Source organism: bacterium (assembly GCA_040757115.1).
Classification (GTDB): domain Bacteria; phylum UBA9089; class CG2-30-40-21; order CG2-30-40-21; family SBAY01; genus JBFLXS01.
In genome coordinates this window covers 1-14,629 of record JBFLYA010000091.1, presented here as the reverse complement: position 1 = coordinate 14,629, position 14,629 = coordinate 1, and the positions used below count along the sequence as shown (strand labels likewise).

Below are 14,629 nucleotides of genomic sequence, written 5' to 3'. Positions count from 1 at the left end.
ATCTTCATTTTGTTTCTCATTTTACCTAACCCCCTCTTTTTTACATAGCCAGTCTTTGTTTTTACTGGATATATATATTATCGGAGGTTTTTCCATTTTCCTTTAAAACCTATTTCACAGGTCGAAATTTTTTTAAAAAAATATTTGTATTTTTACACTTTTTATGGTATAATCATAATAGTATATAATATATATACTATTATGATTTATTAGAAAGGAGGAATTGGTATGGATTTATCAGAAATAAGGAAGAAAATCTCTCTATTGCAAAAAGAAAGGGGTTTTTTGGAAAACAGTCTAATGCAAATCCGATCCAGAATGGAGGCAGGTTCATTGTTCCAAATTTATACTGCTTGTCGAAAAGGTAATTGCAAGTGTACACGGGGTGAAAAACACGGTCCTTTCTTGTACCTAAGCCAAAAGGTCAATGGAAAGTTAAAACAACGGTATGTAGGCAAGAAGAGCGATGAGGCTACGGTTAAAAAAGTTAGAGCTTATATGCAATACCAGGATAAACTCTCTGCTTTGAGGAAAATCTATGGGAAAATAGATACCCTCTTTAACCAATATAGAGAAATATTAATAGGAAGGAGGAAAGTTAATGAAGGACGAAGAGCAAATCGAAAAAATACCCGAGATATTTGCCAAGACGATTCATCATTTCTTTCCTAAGATAGGAAAATAGGTTTTGCAAATTCATGATCATCGTTCGGTAAATATGACTGATTATGAGTTAGGCATCTTATTCTGGGAAGGCTTGTTTTTGTTTCTGTTTCAGTTAGGTTCCAGCCGTAATATTGATTATACCTTTGGGAAGGAATTCTTAGCTAATTTCAAAGCATTATTTCCTCTCTTAAGTATTCAAGACTATAGCCTGGAAAGGATGCCTCATCACGGGACATTAATTGACCTTCTGGTTAAATTGTCTCCAACCGACTTAGAGAAAATCTGTATAGAAATGATTCGACGTTTAATCCGACAAAGGGTATTAGAAAGGTATCGGTTGTTAAACCAATACTATATTAATAGCTATTGATGGTACCAAAACTATAACCATTACTGAAGACCAGTATAAGAAAGATCCGGATAAATACAAACATTGTTTAAGAAAAAAGATTAGCCAGGATGAAAATGGGCAAACCCATTATGAATATTACTACTATGTTTTAGAAGCAAAATTGGTCACTCCTGATGGTTTTGCGATTCCAGTCCTGACTGAGTTTGTCGAAAATGAATCACAAGATCTAGATAGGCAAGATTGTGAATTAAAGGCTTTTTATCGTTTAGCTCAAAGGTTGAAAGGACATTTTCCTCGCACCAAATTTTGTTTGTTATTTGACAGCTTGTATGCAGGGAAACCCGTATTTGATTTAGTAGAGAAAAATGGCTGGATTTACATCATTCGATTTAAAGAAGGTAGTATGCCCAGTGTTTACAAGGAATTTCAGAATTTGCTCCAGCTTAGTCCGGAAAATAAAGGGACACATCAAGTCAATGCTAATACCAGCCAGGACTTTCACTGGGTTAATGATATTGAATACGAAGGGCATAAACTTCATATCCTCGAATGTCAAGAGACAACCTCAGGAAAGAAAGGTGAGGAGAAGACCTTTTTTACCTGGATATGCAAGACAAAGATTACAAAGACAAATTACAAACATTTAGCTAATCAAGGAGGTCGAAGCCGATGGAAAATTGAAAATCAAGGATTTAAAGCTCAGAAAAAAGAGGGGTTTGAGCTGGAACACGCTTATAGCCAAAACTATAATGCGATCAAATGTTTTCATCTTCTCCTGCAAATTGCTCATACCATTAGACAACTAATGATCAAAGGCAATGGACTTAAAAACATTGTCAAGGTTTTTGGTAGTTTTAAGAACTTCACCAGGGGATTATTGTTTGCCTTTACCAGACAACTGATTGAGGTAGATAATATCCTGAAAAACCTGTCTCAACCTTACCAAATCCGCCTGGATTCTTCTTAGAACTGCTACCTTATTTTGTTCCAGCAACCCCTCTTTTTCCCTCTTTAATCCATATCATATCATATCATATTTTTATCATATTAACAATCTTTTTTTTGACTCCAATATTTTGATATATCAGGAGACACAGGAGAGAACTGTCCTTTTTAATGTCCCCTACCATCTTGTCCCCGAAGTGTATCTTAAAAATAAAAATCATGAAAATTTACTCTTCAGAACTGAAACGAAACTTTTTTGATTGACATACAAATTTTTATGTTGTATAATAAAAGTAACTATTTAACCGGTTACCATCTAATCAATTACCAAAAAAAAGGAGGTTTTAAAGAGATGGCACAAGAAATAAGTGAAAAGCAAAAGGCGTTAGAATTAGCCTTAACTCAAATTGAGCGGCACTTTGGTCGCGGGGCAATTATGCGACTGGGAGAAGAACAGGCAAAAGAAAAGGTTCCCGCTATCCCGACGGGTTCAATTGCCGTGGATATTGCCTTAGGTGTAGGTGGTATGCCAAGAGGCAGGGTGGTAGAGATATTCGGACAAGAATCATCGGGTAAGACAACTTTAAGTCTAAGTATTGCCGCCCAGGCTCAAAGAAATGGCGGCATAGCCGCATTTATTGATGCCGAACATGCCCTTGACCCAGAATATGCTAAAAAAATAGGCGTAGATGTAGATAATCTTTATATCTCTCAACCGGATACCGGTGAACAAGCATTAGAAATTGCCGATACTTTAGTCAGGTCTGGCGCGGTAGATATAATCATCGTTGATTCTGTAGCGGCTTTAGTTCCCAAAGCAGAGATAGAAGGTGAAATGGGTGACCAACATATTGGTTTACAGGCAAGACTTATGTCTCAAGCATTAAGAAAGTTGACTTCGACCATCAGTAAATCAAAGACAACCGCTATTTTCATCAATCAAATCCGCGAAAAGATTGGTGTTATGTTTGGCAGTCCTGAAACAACACCAGGTGGTCGGGCATTAAAGTTTTATTCCTCAGTTAGATTGGAAATGCGAAAAACTCAACCAATTCTTAAAGGCGAAGAAGTCATTGGTAGTCGAGCAAAGGTAAAGGTAGTTAAAAATAAGGTTGCACCACCTTTTAGAACGGCTGAATTTGACATTATGTATGACCGCGGAATATCCTATGAAGGAAGTTTATTAGAGGTTGGAGCAGAGGAAAAAATTATTCAACAAAGCGGCACCTGGTTTTCTTACGGTGATACAAAATTGGGACAGGGCAAAGACAATGCCCGTAAATACTTAGAAGAAAATAAGCAAATCGCAGATGAAATTGAGAAAAAGATTAAGGAAAAGTTTGGATTCCTACCGTCCGGGAAATAAGAGAACAAGTTACTATTTCCTCTGAAAATAGCGAATTAGTGAATTAGAGATTAGCGAATTAGTATAGTATCCACAGACTCGTATCCTATGGTGTAGAACAGATATTCCCCCTTAATAAAGGGGGTTAGGGGAATTCTTTTATTCCCGAACTTCCAATTCCGACTTAGCAGAGGAGGATGTAGTGATGGGACAAACTTTAGCTGAAAAAATCATTTCTTTAAATGTTGGTCAACAGATAAAGGCAGGGGAATTTGTGGTTGTAAATGTCAACCTGTGTCTAACTCAAGATGGGACAGGTCCTTTAGCCGTCCGTCAACTCCAAAAAATAGGATTAGAAAAGGTTGCAAATCCCAAAAAGACAATTTTCTTTATCGACCACGCCGCACCCAGTCCGAAAAAAGAATTGTCCAATGACCATAACTTTCTTCGCGATTTTGCTAAAAAAACAGGAATTCAACTCTCAGATGTCGGAGAAGGTGTTTGCCACCAGATAGTTATTGAGGATTATCTCAATCCAGGGGACATCTTAATTGGTGCGGATTCACATACTTGCACAGGTGGTGCACTTTGTGCCTTTGCCACAGGTATGGGCTCTACGGATGTCGCAGTTGGTATTGCCCTTGGTAAAACCTGGTTTAAAGTCCCGCAGACCTTTAAAATTCAACTCGAAGGAAAATTTCCCCCTGGGGTTTTTGCTAAAGATGTGATTTTATACATAATTGGGCTACTTGGGGCTGATGGAGCCACTTATAAGGCTTTAGAATTCTCAGGCCAGGCTATCAAAGATATGGAGATGAACGATAGATTAACCTTAGCCAATATGGCTGTTGAGGCTGGTGCAAAAGTAGGATTAATTGCTTCGGATGAAAAAACATATAAATTTCTGAAAGAACATAATCGTGATACTGGATTTAAGGAAATTTACGCGGATGAAGATGCAAAATATGAAAAAGAGATTAAAATTGATGTCTCAACACTTAAGCCAATGGTCTCTTTGCCACATACCGTAGATAATGTCAAAGCAGTTGAGGAATTGAAGGATGTTAAGGTGAGCCAGGTGCTCATTGGCACCTGCACTAATGGTCGAATAGAGGATTTACGGATTGCGGCAAAGATATTGAAAGGTAAAAAAATAAAATCAAGATTATTAATTACACCTGCCTCGAGAAAAATTTTTCTTCAGGCGATTCAAGAAGGATTAATCGAAACATTTATTGAAGCCGGGGGAGTAATAAATCCGCCAGGATGTGGACCGTGCGTTGGTGTCCATCAAGGAATATTAGGGGATGGCGAGGTATGTTTATCAACTCAAAACAGAAATTTCAAAGGCAGAATGGGTAATCCAGAAGGATTTATCTATTTATCCTCTCCAGCAACTGCGGCCGCTTCGGCTATCAATGGCTATATTGTTGACCCCAGAAAATCCTAATTGTAACTATTCAGCCACGGATTAACACAGATTGACACGGATAAATAGCAAAGGGCAGAAGGCAGAGGGCAGAAGGCAGAGGGCAGAGGAGACAGAAGACAGAGGTCAGAGGCGGATTATCCCCCGCTGGCGGGGGTTAGGGATGACTACCTCATTTGGTGAATATTTCAGAATCGATTATCCCCCGCTGGCGGGGGTTAGGGGGTAGAAATTTCCTCCACTGACACAGATGAAATCAGGCTCGGGGCACCCATGCAGAGCATGGGTCGTGCGCCTACCAGCCTTCCCGAGTCCCGAACCCCGAGTCCCGAGTCCCGATTTTCAGAAGAACCCTTCAGCCTAATTACGGACACGGAAAACGGACACAGATTACGAATTTTCAGTGTTTCATCCGTGTCCATCTGTGGCTGAATAGTTACTTTGAATTTTGGTTATTGGAATTTATTTGTATTTTGGAATTTGTGATTTGGAATTTTGTAATTTACTCCGCTTACCAATATCTCCTCTACTTTACTTAATACATTTTCAGGTGTAATCAATGTCATACACTCTGGATTATCACAATGGAATTTGCCACAAGGACTGCAAGGCAGGTCTTTTCTGACAACAAGATGTTTGCCAGAAGTTGGGGTATAATTAATATAATTAGTTGGACCAAATAAGGTAATCGTTGGCACATCCATTGCTACGGCAAGAGGTTTTATTCCCGTATCAACCGTAATCAATAGTGAAAATTTAGAAATCAATAAAGTCAATTGCTTGATAGTAAACCCAGAGGCAATAAAGGGAGATGTGTGCATTTTTTTAATTATTGATGAGACCATCTTTTCCTGATTAGGTGCTTGTATAAGTATAATATTTGCACCATATTGCTCAACTAATCTATCTCCTGTTTCGGCAAATCCCTCTGGCTGCCACTCCCGTAATTTGATACTGACATTAGGATTTAAGCCAATAATTGGTTTTGTCCAATCTATTTTTTTATTTATTAAAAAATCCCTGACCACACTCCAATCCTTTTTACCCGGATATAATCTCAAACTCAAATCTTCTACCTTCATCCCTAATGCCCGTAATGTATCTAAAAAGAATTCAACAACATATTTTGAATTAGGGCAAATGGTCTTTGTATTATCTCTTGTTACCCAGACATTATAAGCAAATAATTCTCTGCCTTTATGTTTGAATCCGACGCGTTTTTCAGCACCTGTCATCCAGGTAATAAAGGCGCCCCGAGCACCTTTAGTCAGGTCTATAACCAGGTCTAAGTTTTTCCTCTTTAATTTTCGATAGAATTTGAGGGCATCACGCAGGCGGTAGTCCTTTTTATTAAAAAGAATTAATTCATCAATATAGGGGTTATTAATAAATACCTCGGCATAAGGTGGTTCGGTCAAAAAGATAAGATAGCAATCTGGTAGATTTCTTTTGAGCTCTCTAAAAATAGGGGTGGTATAAACCATATCCCCCAGTCCGCCAAAATTAATAATTAATACCCGCTCAATCACTTAGCACCTCCTCATAAAGTTTTATTGTCAGTGTAACTGCATGGTCTAAATCAAATTTTTCCTCAGTTATCCTTCTTCCTTCTTTGCCCATATTTGTTGCTTTTTGAGTATCCATAAGCAAATTAAGAATTTTATTCGCTAATGCTGTAACATCTCCAAAAGGAATTAATATCCCATTTATCCCATCTTCGATTATTTCCTCTATTGCCCCTGTCCGAAAACCGACAATTGGCTTACACATCGCCATTGCTTCAATTAACACTAACCCAAACGCCTCGGCTTTAGATGTAAAGACAAATACATCCAGTGCCGCCATTACTTCTGGAATATCATCTCTTTGACCAGTAAATATAACCTTTTCAGAAATACCTAACTCTTGTGCCAGATTAATCAGATAACTTTTATATCCTTTAGCTCCTATATCCTCGCCTACAATTAATAGTATAACCTCTGGATAGGACTTAAGAATTAGTTTTGCCGATTGTAAAAAATACTCCTGTCCTTTACCCGGCTCTAATCGCCCAACAATACCAACTACTTTAGTTTTATTATCAATATTAAATTCCTGTTTTATCTGCATACCATTATATCGCCTCGGGTCATATTTTGTCAAATCTAATCCATAATAAATAACTGGTATTTTCTCCTGAGTTAATGGATGACTTTCAAGAAGACACTCTTTTACTAATTCTGAGTTAGCAATTACCTTACTAACATAATTATAGATTAATCGATGTCCAATATCCTTTTTACTTCGATGGGACTTCATATGTCTGGTTAAGATGACCGCTGGATTTATGCTAGAGAGAATAGCCGCTGGCACTATTATCCACAGGTCTGTAGCAAAGTGAGAATGAATGATTTCTATGTTTTCTCTTTTTATAATTCTGGCTAAGGTAAAGATAGATTTAATATCAATATATTTGTGGATATTCATCGGTATGGTTGGGATTTTAGCCGGGACGGCTCTTTTCAAAATATTGCCTTCAGGATGAGCAATGAGATTAAGGTTATGTCCCCTTTCCAATAATTTTTGTGATAAGGTAATTGGATACATCTCGCGTCCACCCCAGCCCAAAGAAGAACTAATTTGTAAGATATTAAGTCTTCTCATATCTTCTCAATAAACCTCCGTGTAACCGTTCACCGCAGAGACACAGAGACGCAGAGAAAAAAATTAAAATCTATGGACGAGAGGCAACAATTCCCTCCCTGATTTTCATCAGGGTAAGCTCTTGAGTTCAGCAACATTAAAATTGATTAACCAATCTGGCTTGCCTGCTGAACATTCGGCAAGCAGGTCCGATGTATTTCCATATCTGCCTCAATAATCTTTTATGTTATCTGATTTATTTCCATATCTTCTCTGTTCCTCTGCGTCTCTGCGGTAAATTACCACCTGAACGGTTACCCATAATTCTTATTCATTTTATCATTATATACAAAAAAGTCAAGAAAAATTTCGACCTGTGCAGGTAGAAAATTAAGGAAGCAGATTTTAATAGTAAGCGGGTGGATTTTGTAAGCGGATTTAACGGATTTAGCGGAAAAAGGTAACCGTTCACCGCAGAGACACAGAGACGCAGAGAAAAAATTAAAATCTATTCACCAGAGACAGAAATTTCCTTTTTTTGTGCATTTCGGGTCTTTCGTTGTTTATTAATCTTTTAATACTTACTTTCACCTAACTGTTTTTAAACTTTTTTAAACACCGAAAAACACGAAAAAAAAAGATATTTTCCTCTCTGTTTCTCTGCGTCTCTGCGGTGAATTACTATCTGAACAGTTACCTTTTTCTCACCCTAACCGCACAGGTGGAAAAATTTTGTTGCATTTAGAATAATTATTTGATATAATATTTATTAGAGGATAAAAAATGAAATTAGATAATACTCAAATGATAAAAATTCTTAAGGCATACAATCGACACCGCCTCATTATTACTACATTAGTTCTGGGTATAACCATCATCATTAACTATTTTTGGATAGCCTTCCCGGTAAGACCAATAATGATTCTCACCCTGATATCCTATATAGGAGGTATCATTTGTATCTTCCTGATAAAATACGAAAGAGTCTTATTGTTACTCCTATATCTATCAAGGATATTTGATTTCTTTCTGATATTAGCATGTATCTATGTCACAGGAGGTATAGAAAGTTTCCTTACGCCTCTGGTATTTTTTTACATCCTTGCCTGTGGAATTGTTTCAGGATTAAGAGTAACTATGGTAATCACGACCATCATTATTTTCTCCTACACCTTCTTTATCCTCTTAGAATATTTAGGGATTATTCCTCATCGCCATGTCGTCCCTATTGTCGGTTGTATTTATGATAGTAATTTTTATACATTTTGTTTATTAGGACTGAATAGTGCCTTTTTCTATGTTACCGTATTTATTAGCGGTTATCTGGGCAAAGTAATCAGGGAAAAGATTAGTGAACTGGATAAAAGTAAGTCCAGAGAAAAATTTACTAAAGATTTTCTTGAGAATATCATAAATAATATGGCTGATGGTTTAATTGTCACGGATGTTGACTTAAAAATACAGATGGTTAATTCCGTCGCACAACAGATGTTAGGACATACTGATGGTGAGATGCTAAATAAATCAATAATTGAATTTATTCAGGATGAAAAACTGCCAACGCTACTGAAAGAGGCAATCATAGAAAATCATCTTACCGAAGAAGAAATAGAAATAACTAATCCGGCTACTCATAAAAAAGAAATTTTAACATTAAAAATGACCTCTTTAAAAAATAGTCATAATAAAGTAATGGGTGTCGTGATTGTTTCCAGAGATGTAACTTCTGAAGAATTGCTTGCCCGTATGAGGAGTAACTTTTTATCCTTAATTAGCCATGAATTGAGAACACCACTTTCTTCTATCAAGGCATACACAGAAACATTATTAGATGGTGAGGAAACCCCAGAGGAGGAAAAAGAGTTTTTAGAAATAATTAATTCAGAGAGTGATGCCTTAACTCGAGAAATTAACCAGATACTTATGCTGAGTGAGCTGGATATTAAACATATTCCTTTGAGAAAGAGAGCAATTAACTTGTCTCAATTAGTCGCAGAGTTAATTGACCATTTAAAACCAGAAGAGCAAACCAGATTAGAAAAGATAGCAAAGGATAAGAAGATAAAATTAATTGTTAATATTCCGAAGGATTTACCACAGATATTTGGAGATTATCATAAAATTAAGACTGCGGTAGAACATCTGATAGAAAATGGAATTAAATTTACGCCAGCTGGTGGAGAGGTAAAGATAGCCGCAGAAAGAAGTGGAGATGAAATTAAAGTTTGTGTGAGTGATACTGGGCAGGGAATTTCCAGAGATAAATTAGATGAAATTTTCACCCCATTTTATCAATTAGAATCCCCAATGACCAGAGAAACAAAAGGTATGGGATTAGGTTTAACTCTGGTAAAACATATAATCGAGACACATGGAGGTAAGATTTGGGTAGAGAGTGAGCCCGGAAAAGGGAGTTCCTTTATTTTTACATTACCGAAAGAGTAGTCACTGAAGAATGAAGAGTTGTTTCCTGTTCACTTTTCAGTCCCCACTGTTCACAAAGGAGTAAAATAACTATGGATAAAAAAAAGATTTTAGTTATTGAAGATGACCCACCGATAGCCAGGATTTTAAAATACAATTTTGAAAAACAGGGTTATTTAATAACTGTGGTTAAGGAAGCAGAGAAGGCTTTAGAAACATTAGCCCAACAAAAATATGACCTCATCATCCATGATATGAAACTTCCCTTATTAGAATATGGCTTAGAGTTATTTAGCCAGATAAGAAACAGATATAAAGAAATACCCATTGTTATTTTAAGTGTCGCGGCTGATGAATCCCCGGTTATAGATTTAGATGCGGCGGCATTCATACTTAAGCCATTTGAACTTAAAAACTTAAATGCAAGGATAAAGAAGATAGTGAACAGTGAAGAGTTATAAGGAAGGGTAACCGTTCAGGTAATCCTTTACCGCAGAGACGCAGAGAAACAGAGAAGACATAGAAATAAAGTAACTATTCAGCCACTGATTAACACGGATTAGCACAGATAAGTAGCAGAGGGCAGAAGGCAGAGGACAACAGGAGAAAAACCCTTCAGCCTAATTTAGGGACACGGCTCCCGAACCCGGTTCACGAATTGTAACCGTTCAGGTGGTAATTTACCGCAGAGACGCAGAGGAACAGAGAAGACATGGAAATAAATCAGATAACAGAAAAGATTATTGATGCAATCATTGTCCTACATAGGACATCAAAACCAAATTTGTTAATCAATCATGATATGTCGGTCCTCAAAAGCTTGCACTGATGAAAATCCGTGATGGAATTCTGCGTCTGGTAAATAGTTTTTAATTTTTTCTCTGCGTCTCTGTGTCTCTGCGGTGAACGGTTACTAATTTCGTTAGGGTAAGATGGATGCCCAAAAAATTATTATTTGACTTTTGTATTCAAATATACTATTATTACCATATGATAATAACGGTTGATACAAATGTAATTTACTCAGCTCTGTATAGTAAATCAGGTGCATCTAATTATATTCTACAACTTATTTTACAAGAAGAAATAAAATTAGCCTTATCACTACAAACCTATTTGGAATATTATGATGTGCTTACAAGAGAAAAAAATCTAAAAGTACTGAATTTAACAGTGTCTGAAGTAGAAGATACTTTAGATTTATTAGCTGCATTATCTCAAAAACATTCTATTTATTTTTTACTCAGACCAAACCTGATAGACGAAAAGGATAATATTTTTATGGAATGTGCCTTTGCAAGTAATAGCGATTATTTGATTACTTCAAATGTTAAAGATTTCAAGAAAGGAGAGTTAAAAGGATTTAGGTTTAAAATTGTTACACCAAATGAATTTTATAAACAATGGAGGATAAATCATGAATAAAACACAGGTTGTTACAATAAGAATACCAGTAGAGATGAAAAAAAGATTGGAAAGGGAATCTAAATATCAAGGAGTTTCATTAAATCAATTAACGAATTATTTGCTAAATGTTCAACTAACTCAAATGGAACTGATTTCTTCGCTTGAATTAAGATTAAAAAGAAAATCAATATCGGCATTAAAGGCGAGAGTGAATCAGATTTTAAATAAAATTCCCAGCAGAAGAGTTCCTGATTGGGATTTAAAGTAGAGTTAGGGGGGTTAATTTTGAAGGTATTGGTTATTGCGGCACATCCGGATGATGAAGTATATGGCGTTGGTGGAACAATGCTCAAACATGCGATGAGGGGGGATGAGGTGTATGTCTGTATGCTTACTGAAGGGGTAACAACTCAATACCGTCATACGATGGATAAAATCTCATCAGCTAAATTAATCGAACAGAAGAAAAAGGAAAGTTTAAAAGCGGCTAAGATTTTAGGAATCAAAGAGATATTTTTCTTTAACCTACCGGATATGAGATTAGATACCATTGCCCACCCGGAGATAAATCAACCTATTGAGGAATGTATTGTCAGACTTTCTCCTGAAATTATCTATACACATCATTGGGGGGATGTGAATAAAGACCATCGGTTAGTATTTGAATCAACTATGGTTGCGGTTCGCCCTGGGCTAAAAAGTTCCATCAAGAAAGTGTTTATTTACGAAACACCTTCTTCTTCAGAATGGAATGCACCTATTCTTACAAACCAATTTTTACCTAATGTATTTGTTGATATTTCAGATGTTTTGCATCTTAAAATCCAGGCGATGAAGGCATACAAAAGTGAGTTACGCCAATTTCCACACCCCCGCTCAATCGAAGCCGTCACTACCTATGCCCAAAAACGTGGGTTAGAAGTAGGTAAACGGGCAGTAGAATGTTTTATGCTAATCCGTGAAATAATAGATTAACTTACTTTTTTCGTATATGTTTTGTTCTCTTGAGTAATTTTTTATACTTATGTTTTCGTATTTTTTTCCTTCGTTTTTTTACAACACTACCCATTCCTGACATCCTTTCAAAGGTTTTAGTTTAGAATAATAAATATTATCATATTTTTAAGAATTTGTCAACAAACTTTTGCAGGAAACAGCAATTCTCGGTGAAAAGTCTAAAGGTTCGCACTACATTTATGATAGTTAATTCGTATCCTTATGTGACTAATTTCCTTAATTCTCTGTGAACTCTGTGCCTCTGTGGCTGAACGCTTAAGTAGTTATTAACGAAATGCAAGATTATAGTAAAATATTTGGACAAAATGGAATAATGGCTAATCAACTTAAAACCTATGAATACCGACCTCAACAAATCGAGATGAGCAAAAGAATTGACTCCGCTATTTCTAACAAAAATCATCTGTTTGTTGAGGCGGGAACCGGCACAGGTAAAAGTTTAGCCTATTTAGTCCCTTTTATTTATTGGGCAACTGCTGAGGATAAACGAATTGTTATTTCTACTTACACAAAAACCCTTCAGCAACAACTCATCACTCATGACTTACCTTTTTTAAAAAAGATATTAACCGTCAATTTTTCCTTTGCCTTGTGTGTTGGAAGCAATAATTACCTCTGCCTTCGTCGTGCCTTCCAGACCCAAACTCAGGGATTGTTTGAAACTAAAGAAGAGGTCAAAGAATTTAAAAAGATATCTGAGTGGCAAAAGAAAACCCAAACCGGGTTAAAATCCGAGTTGATTTTTGAACCCAGCCCGGCAATCTGGAATAAACTTTGCCGGGAACCTGACCTGTGTCTGGGCAAAAAATGTCTTCATTTTAATGATTGTTATTATTATAAAGCCAGAAAAAAACAATACTCTTCTCAAATCCTGGTTGTCAACCACCATTTATTCTTTGCGAATATAGCCTCAGCCGACCAGGTTTTACCGCAGTTTGATGCCGTTGTGTTTGATGAGGCACATAACTTAGAAGATGTCGCCACAAATTACTTAGGTGCCGAAGTCTCAAATTCTCAAATTAAATTCTTGCTTGATTCTATTTATAATCCCTCGACGGGGAAGGGAATTTTAACCCGAATCAAAGGTAATGACCAGACAAAAGAAAAGATAGAAAGAACTCTGATTGAGGTCAAAAATGCGGCGGATGAATTCTTCTCAAATATATTATTGAAATTTCCTTCGCAGGAACTGAACTTCGTTACCAGGCTGAGGCAGGCAAATTTTATTGATAATCCTTTAACCCAACCTTTAGAATCTTTAATCTACAATCTCGGTAAATTAAAGGAGAAAATCACGGATGCGGAAGTCCAATTAGAGATTTTTGCCTTTCAAACCCGAGTCCAGGCAATAAAAGATGCATTAGAACTTATTATTGGTCAACAAGCCAAAGATTATGTCTATTGGCTCGAACTTGTTCAAAAACATAGATTTATAAAAATAGTCCTTCACGCCAATCCGATTAATATTGCTGAAAGTTTAAAAGACGCTGTCTTCGATTCCATTGGAACAGTAGTTCTAACATCGGCTACTCTAACTACAAACAATTCATTTGAGTTTATCAAAAGTCGATTAGGGTGTGATAAATGTGATGAGTTACAACTTTCGTCCCCTTTTAACTTCCAATCGCAAGTCCTTCTTTTCTTACCCGCAGGTATTGCGGACCCGAAGTTGGAACCTGCTCAATATCATAATGATGTAGGGAAAATAATCGAGGGGCTTTTGGAGATTATGCAAGGTAGGACATTTGTGCTTTTTACCAGTTATGCGATGTTAAGGAAAATATCTGATGAGATTGAGCAGAAATTTGCTGATTTTAGTCATCTTAAGCAAGGTGAATTCTCATCTCAACGGATGATTGAAGAGTTCAAATCAAATGAAAACTCAGTGCTCTGGGGAACTAATACCTTCTGGGAAGGTGTGGATGTGCCGGGTCAGGATTTAGAATGTGTGGTGATTACAAAATTGCCCTTTGCCGTCCCGGATGACCCCATTATCGAGGCAAAAATGGAATATTTACGGGAAAAAGGAATTGACCCATTCTGGGCATATCAGGTCCCACAGGCAATCATTCAAACCAGACAGGGTTTTGGCAGACTTATTCGCAGAAAAAATGACATTGGCGTCGTGGCTATCCTTGACCCAAGAGTTAAAACAAAAGGCTACGGTAGATTATTCCTGAATTCACTCCCTAAATGCCAGATTGCTTTTAATTTAGAACAGGTAAGGAAATTTTATCAGGCAAAAAAGCAGATTGACTTTTTAGTAACCGTTCAGGTATAGATAAAAATGTAGCCGTTATTAACTGGAAGTTTACATAGGATAATACCCATAAATAAGGCATGAGAATAATCGTTCCGTTAGGAACATAATATCGGTAGGAATAGATAGACAAATCAATCAGTTCCGTAGGAACGATATATT

Annotated in this window: 15 protein-coding genes; 12 read left to right on the top strand and 3 right to left on the bottom strand. The window is 36.7% G+C overall.

Features of this window, described 5'->3' with window-relative positions; genetic code table 11:
* The first annotated feature begins 228 nt into the window (after positions 1-228).
* The 6 genes from AB1422_09635 to AB1422_09610 all read left to right on the top strand — a co-directional run bounded on the left by AB1422_09635 (position 229) and on the right by AB1422_09610 (position 4,966).
* Positions 229-672: a DUF6788 family protein gene (locus AB1422_09635; GenBank protein ID MEW6619573.1), complete on the top strand. Its 444-nt coding sequence runs from the start codon at positions 229-231 to the stop codon at positions 670-672.
* 16 nt (positions 673-688) lie between these two features.
* Entirely contained in the window at positions 689-1,036 is a 348-nt protein-coding gene (locus AB1422_09630; GenBank protein MEW6619572.1) for a hypothetical protein, read from the top strand.
* 142 nt (positions 1,037-1,178) lie between these two features.
* Positions 1,179-1,985, top strand: coding sequence for a transposase (locus AB1422_09625; GenBank protein MEW6619571.1), 807 nt, complete (start codon positions 1,179-1,181; stop codon positions 1,983-1,985).
* A gap of 330 nt (positions 1,986-2,315) precedes the next feature.
* Positions 2,316-3,329, top strand: a complete 1,014-nt coding sequence (gene recA, locus AB1422_09620; GenBank protein MEW6619570.1) for a recombinase RecA — start codon at positions 2,316-2,318, stop codon at positions 3,327-3,329.
* 184 nt (positions 3,330-3,513) lie between these two features.
* Positions 3,514-4,758 carry a 3-isopropylmalate dehydratase large subunit gene (locus AB1422_09615; GenBank protein ID MEW6619569.1) on the top strand — a complete coding sequence of 415 codons (1,245 nt, stop codon included), beginning with the start codon at positions 3,514-3,516 and terminating at the stop codon, positions 4,756-4,758.
* 31 nt (positions 4,759-4,789) lie between these two features.
* The gene (locus AB1422_09610; GenBank protein ID MEW6619568.1) at positions 4,790-4,966 is read left to right on the top strand and encodes a hypothetical protein; all 177 of its coding nucleotides are present in this window, start codon (positions 4,790-4,792) and stop codon (positions 4,964-4,966) included.
* Positions 4,967-5,189: 223 nt separating this feature from the next.
* On the opposite strand, the gene AB1422_09605 is transcribed toward AB1422_09610, so the two are convergent.
* Positions 5,190-6,266, bottom strand: a complete 1,077-nt coding sequence (locus AB1422_09605; protein MEW6619567.1) for a glycosyltransferase family 9 protein — start codon at positions 6,264-6,266, stop codon at positions 5,190-5,192.
* Entirely contained in the window at positions 6,259-7,380 is a 1,122-nt protein-coding gene (locus AB1422_09600; protein ID MEW6619566.1) for a glycosyltransferase family 4 protein, read from the bottom strand. Before AB1422_09600 ends, AB1422_09605 begins: the two co-directional genes overlap by 8 nt.
* Positions 7,381-8,142: 762 nt before the next feature.
* On the opposite strand from AB1422_09600, the gene AB1422_09595 reads away from it, so the two are divergent.
* From AB1422_09595 to AB1422_09575, 5 genes are all read left to right on the top strand, one after another.
* Positions 8,143-9,804 (top strand): ATP-binding protein, encoded by a 1,662-nt coding sequence (locus AB1422_09595; GenBank protein ID MEW6619565.1) that lies wholly within the window; start codon positions 8,143-8,145, stop codon positions 9,802-9,804.
* A gap of 71 nt (positions 9,805-9,875) precedes the next feature.
* On the top strand, positions 9,876-10,244 hold the full coding sequence (locus AB1422_09590; GenBank protein MEW6619564.1) for a response regulator: 369 nt from the start codon (positions 9,876-9,878) through the stop codon (positions 10,242-10,244).
* A 529-nt stretch (positions 10,245-10,773) separates the two neighbouring features.
* The gene (locus AB1422_09585) at positions 10,774-11,208 is read left to right on the top strand and encodes a putative toxin-antitoxin system toxin component, PIN family (GenBank protein MEW6619563.1); all 435 of its coding nucleotides are present in this window, start codon (positions 10,774-10,776) and stop codon (positions 11,206-11,208) included.
* A complete protein-coding gene (locus AB1422_09580) occupies positions 11,201-11,458 on the top strand; it encodes a hypothetical protein (protein MEW6619562.1) in 258 nt (85 codons plus the stop codon). Before AB1422_09585 ends, AB1422_09580 begins: the two co-directional genes overlap by 8 nt.
* A gap of 17 nt (positions 11,459-11,475) precedes the next feature.
* On the top strand, positions 11,476-12,165 hold the full coding sequence (locus AB1422_09575) for a PIG-L deacetylase family protein (GenBank protein ID MEW6619561.1): 690 nt from the start codon (positions 11,476-11,478) through the stop codon (positions 12,163-12,165).
* Position 12,166: 1 nt separating this feature from the next.
* Here the strand turns inward: AB1422_09575 and AB1422_09570 are convergent, their stop codons facing one another.
* Positions 12,167-12,259, bottom strand: coding sequence for an AURKAIP1/COX24 domain-containing protein (locus tag AB1422_09570; GenBank protein ID MEW6619560.1), 93 nt, complete (start codon positions 12,257-12,259; stop codon positions 12,167-12,169).
* A gap of 222 nt (positions 12,260-12,481) precedes the next feature.
* Between AB1422_09570 and AB1422_09565 the strand changes: the two genes are divergently transcribed.
* Positions 12,482-14,488, top strand: coding sequence for a helicase C-terminal domain-containing protein (locus tag AB1422_09565; GenBank protein MEW6619559.1), 2,007 nt, complete (start codon positions 12,482-12,484; stop codon positions 14,486-14,488).
* Positions 14,489-14,629: the final 141 nt, after the last annotated feature.

Excerpts from the sequence above, each read along its gene's own strand:
- AB1422_09635 (MEW6619573.1), top strand. The coding sequence starts at position 229 with ATGGATTTATCAGAAATAAGGAAGAAAATCTCTCTATTGCAAAAAGAA.
- recA (MEW6619570.1), top strand. The coding sequence starts at position 2,316 with ATGGCACAAGAAATAAGTGAAAAGCAAAAGGCGTTAGAATTAGCCTTA.
- AB1422_09615 (MEW6619569.1), top strand. The coding sequence starts at position 3,514 with ATGGGACAAACTTTAGCTGAAAAAATCATTTCTTTAAATGTTGGTCAA.
- AB1422_09600 (MEW6619566.1), bottom strand. The coding sequence starts at position 7,380 with ATGAGAAGACTTAATATCTTACAAATTAGTTCTTCTTTGGGCTGGGGT.
- AB1422_09595 (MEW6619565.1), top strand. The coding sequence starts at position 8,143 with ATGAAATTAGATAATACTCAAATGATAAAAATTCTTAAGGCATACAAT.
- AB1422_09590 (MEW6619564.1), top strand. The coding sequence starts at position 9,876 with ATGGATAAAAAAAAGATTTTAGTTATTGAAGATGACCCACCGATAGCC.
- AB1422_09585 (MEW6619563.1), top strand. The coding sequence starts at position 10,774 with ATGATAATAACGGTTGATACAAATGTAATTTACTCAGCTCTGTATAGT.
- AB1422_09580 (MEW6619562.1), top strand. The coding sequence starts at position 11,201 with ATGAATAAAACACAGGTTGTTACAATAAGAATACCAGTAGAGATGAAA.
- AB1422_09570 (MEW6619560.1), bottom strand. The coding sequence starts at position 12,259 with ATGGGTAGTGTTGTAAAAAAACGAAGGAAAAAAATACGAAAACATAAG.
- AB1422_09565 (MEW6619559.1), top strand. The coding sequence starts at position 12,482 with ATGCAAGATTATAGTAAAATATTTGGACAAAATGGAATAATGGCTAAT.